We start from the raw sequence: 5232 nt of genomic DNA, 5'->3' as shown, positions 1-5232 counted from the left end.
CTTATGCATATATCAACACCCTGCTAAAACAGAGCCTAATTTTTTAATAATGTTTCTTATGACTTTCTAAATGAGATATTCTATCTGCTCTTTCTTGATACTTTCCTGGACCAAATCTCTCATCTAAACTTAAATATCCTGTTACTCTACTTACACCTTGTATATCAGTACTATCACAAGTTGGACATTTACTTTCGTTACTGTGTAAATAAGTTCCACAATCTTTACAATATCTTATATGGAAATTTACTCCCATATAACTTATATTAGTGTTTTTATATGCATAACTTATTATATCCTTAATAACATCTTCAGTTGGGAAATCATCAACTTCTATATAAGTTATATGTCCTCCATTACAAAGTTTATGATATGGAGCTTCTATATCAATTTTATCCTTAATTGATATGGCATGCCCTACTGGTACATGATAACTATTTGTATAGTATTCTTTATCAGTAATACCTTTTATCATTCCAAATGTTTTTTGATCTTGCTTTATAAATTTACCTGATAATCCTTCAGCAGGAGTTGCATAACAGCTCCAATTTAAACTATATTCTTCTGTTAATCTATCGCAATACTCTCTTATATGACCAATTATCTTTAATCCTAATTCTCTTGCTTCTTCAGTTTCTCCATGATGACTACCTATTAATGCTGTTAATGTCTCAGCAAGACCTATAAATCCGATACCCCAAGTTCCTTGTTTTAATATAGGTTCAATAGAATCTTCTGGCTTTAAATTTTCTGAACCCACCATTAAATTTTGACCTGCTATAAATGGTAAATCTTTAACCTTTAGATTCTTTAATACATTATATCTATGCAATAAAGATTCCTTAGATAAAGATAATCTAGCATCTAAAATTTTAAAGAACTTATCTACATCACCTTTGGCTTGTAATCCTATTCTAGGTAAATTAATTGTAGTAGGAGCTATATTTCCTCTTCCTTTACATCCTGGTTCTCCATTTACATTTTTCATAAGATAAGTTCTACATCCCATAGTAGCTGGAACATATCCTTTATCATAATATTCTTTATTGAAATCTGCATCAATGTTCATAAAAGTAGGATTCATTCTTTTAGCTGCTACTCTACAAGCTAATTTATATAAATAATAGTACGGATCATTTTCTTCTCTATTAACCCCTTCTTTTACTCTAAAAATTATGTTAGGGAAAATAGGTTGTTCTCCTTTACCTAATCCTCTTTCATATTCTAAAAGAAATACTTCACAAACTAATGCTGCATCATCATTAGTTGGTATTCCTATATTTACAGAACTAAAAGGTACTTGTGATCCAGCTCTACTATGCATAGTATTTAAATTATAAATAACACCTTGCATTGCTTGATGAACTCTTTTTCTTAAAGTTTTCTCTATAAGTCTGTTCATCTTTTCTTTTGGAATATCTAATTCTTCTAATTCTTTTTTTATCTCGTCTCTTGTTGGAGGAATAAAAACTGCCAAATCATTATCAAAGTCTGGATGAGATTGCCCCCCAAACATATCATTTTGAGTAGATTGTAATAATATGCATGATAATTCTGCAGCTGTCTCTATTCTCTTAGGTGCATTTATTGTTCCATATCCTGTATTAAAACCATTAATTAGAATTTCTTTAGTAGGTATATGAAGACAATTAGTAGTTAAATTATAACTATCTAAATCATGATAATAAAGATCACCTGTTTCGTGAGCTTTTGATAAATGTTTGGGCATAGTAGATAAATTATGCCATTTATTAGATTCAGAAGCTATTCTTAATAACTTAGAACTAAAATTGTTTCCTACATTCGCATTATCTCTATCAGTTTCAACACCTATTTTTTCTATTGCTTTCATTAAATCTGACTTTATGTCTCTTACTCTTGTTCTTTCTCTTCTATATGATGAATATGCAAAAGCTATATTTTTATCCTCTTCACCTAAAGCTTTCTCAACCAAATTTTGAATTGCTTCTACTGTAATTTTTTCTTTTTTCGTATCTTCTATATAAGTAATCACCTTTTGTACAGTTTCCAAAACTTGGCTTTCTCTTAAAGTAACCCCAATTTCTAGCGCAGCACCTTTAATCGCTTGAGAAATCTTCTCTCCGTTAAACTCAACCGTTCTTCCATCTCTTTTTACAACATATAGCATTTTGCTTACCTCCACAACACAATATATAGTACTTTAATAATACTGTACTATTATACTTGATTAAATATGCGTTAGCAATACCGTTAATGTTTAGTTTTATTGGTGATATTTTTTAATTATTAGTGAATATATCTTTTTATCTCTATATTTGGTTAAATTTTAAGGTTGTTTTCAATTTGACTTCTTATAATTAACATTATACAAGAACTTATCACTATTGATAACTATANNTATAGTTATCAATAGTGATATAATTAATAAATAGAATATATTACTAGGAGGAATTTTTAGTGGATAAAATTGCATTACTAACTGACAGTGCATCCGATATATGTACTGAGGACCTAAATAAATATAATATAAAATTATTACCTTTTAAAATTATCTTTTCTGATAAAGAATATGATGATAAATTGGAAATAACTTCTGATGTTCTTTATGAATTACTTCCTAGAGAAATTCCAAAAACATCATTACCAAGTATCGAAAGACTTAACAACACTCTTAATCAATTAATTGCTGAAGGATATACACATGCAATTATAGTAACATTATCAAGTGAATTTTCAGGAACATATAATTCAATGAGATTAGCATGTGAAAGCTTTGAAGGTATAGAAACCTTTGTATATGATTCAAAAAGTTTAAGTATGGCAGAAGGTGTAATAGTATTAGAAGCCGCAAAACTTATTGAAGAAGGAAAATCATTTGATGAGATAGTAAAGATAATTCCTAAACTAAGATCTAATATAGATATATATTTTACTATAGATACTTTAGAATATCTAAAAAAAGGTGGAAGAATAGGTAGAGTTGCTGGAACTATCGGGGACGTTCTTAACTTAAAGCCTGTTATAACAATAGATAACAATGGTTGCTTCCATACTTACTGTAAAGCTCGTGGTAAAAAGCAATCTGCATCAAAATTATTAAAAGTCGCTAAATCTTATACCGAGAATAATAAATGTAAATTCTGGGTTATGGATGGTAATGCACTGGATGATGCAAAAGCATTATGTGAAAATATTAAGAGTTTAAATAATGTAATAGAATGTAATTTAGGGTATAGTATAGGACCTGCACTTGGAGTTCATACTGGACCTGGTCTTTTTGGATTCATTGTTGAAAAGGTAGATTAATATGTCTGACTTTAATTTTTCTCATATAGATGATATAAAAAATGAAGAAAAAAGATTATACCAAGAATATAAGAGTAAAATTTCTGAATTAAAAAAAGTTAAGAAAGAAAAGGAAGCTGTAGGGCAAGTATTTACCAAAGGTCTTTTGCCTATATATGTTTTATATATATTATCATTAAATCCCACAAACGGAAATGAAATTTCAAATCAAATAGGTATAAGAACTAATAACAAATGGATTCCTAGTACTGGTGGAATATACCCCCTACTAAAAAAGTTAGAAAAAGAAGCTCTTATTGTTGGAATATGGGATGATCCCAATAAAAAATTTCAAAAAATATATCATTTAACTCCAAAAGGAAAAATAGAATATGAACATAAGAAAAAACTTCTAAAACCTAAAATCGAAGAATCCTTAGAAGTATTTAAAATAATTTATAATGACCTTTACTAATTTTGTGCCTTGTTTTAAAATAGTTTATATTTTAAAGCAAGGCACTTTTTAGTTAAACTATACTTTTACAGAGTGTTTATATCTATATAAGAACAGCTGGAAAGAGTAATTAAATTTAACATCACAAAATTCCTTAATTCTATTAATGTATATTTATTTAAATAATACTAAAAATACTATTAAAGGATGGTGTTAATTTATGAAAGGCTTTATTATTGATTCAACTTATAAAGAAGATATTGTAATAGATAAAAATAATATTAATTCTACAGTGCCATGTAATAATATTCCTAATAATTCATTAAATGGTTCTAAAATCCATTTAAATGATGTTTCATCAAGTTATATCACTCATTATAATAAAGACAATAAATATAACCCATATAACGTAGTTGACTACCTATAGTTATATGGGTAAAATAAATATATATTATAGTGCTAGGGGAGCCTTTGTGCTGAGATTTGATTTATTTCATAAACCCTCGGAACCTGATCCAGTTAATTCTGGCGTAGGAAAGTATAACCGCTTAATATATATTTATTATACTAATAAACACTAAAAGTCTTTTAGTATATTTTATTGTTCTATTTGAATAATAAAAATTTATATTTATTGGTTAACAATCTCCTAAGCACAATTAAGGAGGTTTTTTTTATGAATATTTTTAACGATTGGGCGAAACAAATTTCGAAATTGTACAGTCATTTGCCCGAAAATGTACAAACTATTATTTCTAATCCATTATCACTTATTACTTTATTAGGGTGTATTGCTATACTAGTTGTATTAGTAAAAGCAAAAAAAATTAAATTTACACCTCAATTAATTGCTAGAATCGGTATAGCCTTAGCATTGGCAACAATTCTAAAAATTCTTAGAATTTATCATTTTCCACAAGGCGGAAGTATAACCTTTGGTAGTATGGTTCCTATTTTGCTAATTGCATTTATGTATGGACCACAAGTTGGATTCCTAACTGGATTCCTTTATGGAATGATCACTTTAGTTATGGATCCTTATATTCTACATCCTGTTCAAGTATTATTTGATTATCCATTACCATTCCTATGTTTAGGTATCGCTGGATTTTTTCCAAATAAAAAGTATTTAGGCGTAACACTCGCAGTGTTAGGCAGGTTTATATGCCACTTTATATCTGGAGTTGCTTTCTTTGGATCTTTTGCACCTGAAGGAATGTCTCCAGCATTATATTCTCTATCAGTAAATGCTCCTATAATCGGAATAGAAGGAGTCATTTGTTTAGTTATAGTTGCTGCTCTTCCTATGGCAAGAATAATTTCAGTCGTATCAGATAATAATAGAGTAACAACATAGATTAAATATTATAACAATATATTTTTCATTTTTATAATAGGCTATGTTTTAGCAGAGTGTTGATATATGCATAAGCAAAGTGGACTGAGTAAATTAAATTCTGTAATATATAATACTAAATGTGATTAATAGATATAAAAAAATGTGGTGTTAA

General features: G+C 28.2%; 5 protein-coding genes and 1 riboswitch. Of the genes, 4 read left to right on the top strand and 1 reads right to left on the bottom strand.

The features are described 5' to 3' along the window. Positions 1 to 43: 43 nt before the first annotated feature. On the bottom strand, positions 44 to 2149 hold the full coding sequence (locus NG918_RS01775) for an anaerobic ribonucleoside triphosphate reductase (protein WP_252224223.1): 2106 nt from the start codon (positions 2147 to 2149) through the stop codon (positions 44 to 46). A gap of 290 nt (positions 2150 to 2439) precedes the next feature. Between NG918_RS01775 and NG918_RS01770 the strand changes: the two genes are divergently transcribed. From NG918_RS01770 to thiT, 4 genes are all read left to right on the top strand, one after another. Then, positions 2440 to 3288, top strand: a complete 849-nt coding sequence (locus tag NG918_RS01770; RefSeq protein WP_252215661.1) for a DegV family protein — start codon at positions 2440 to 2442, stop codon at positions 3286 to 3288. Between the two features lies 1 nt (position 3289). Then, a complete protein-coding gene (locus NG918_RS01765) occupies positions 3290 to 3742 on the top strand; it encodes a PadR family transcriptional regulator (RefSeq protein WP_252215662.1) in 453 nt (150 codons plus the stop codon). Positions 3743 to 3941: 199 nt separating this feature from the next. Next, complete coding sequence (locus tag NG918_RS01760) at positions 3942 to 4148, top strand: hypothetical protein (protein ID WP_252215664.1); 207 nt, start codon at positions 3942 to 3944, stop codon at positions 4146 to 4148. Between the two features lie 24 nt (positions 4149 to 4172). Continuing rightward, a riboswitch (TPP riboswitch) is annotated at positions 4173 to 4275 on the top strand. A 122-nt stretch (positions 4276 to 4397) separates the two neighbouring features. Further along, positions 4398 to 5078, top strand: coding sequence for an energy-coupled thiamine transporter ThiT (gene thiT / locus NG918_RS01755; protein ID WP_252215667.1), 681 nt, complete (start codon positions 4398 to 4400; stop codon positions 5076 to 5078). The last annotated feature ends 154 nt before the right edge of the window (positions 5079 to 5232 follow it).

The organism is Clostridium sp. ZBS2 (assembly GCF_023845855.1).
GTDB classification, from domain to species: domain Bacteria; phylum Bacillota; class Clostridia; order Clostridiales; family Clostridiaceae; genus Clostridium; species Clostridium aquiflavi.
Note: the sequence above shows the minus strand (reverse complement) of the source record. Positions and strands in the feature narration are given on the sequence as shown.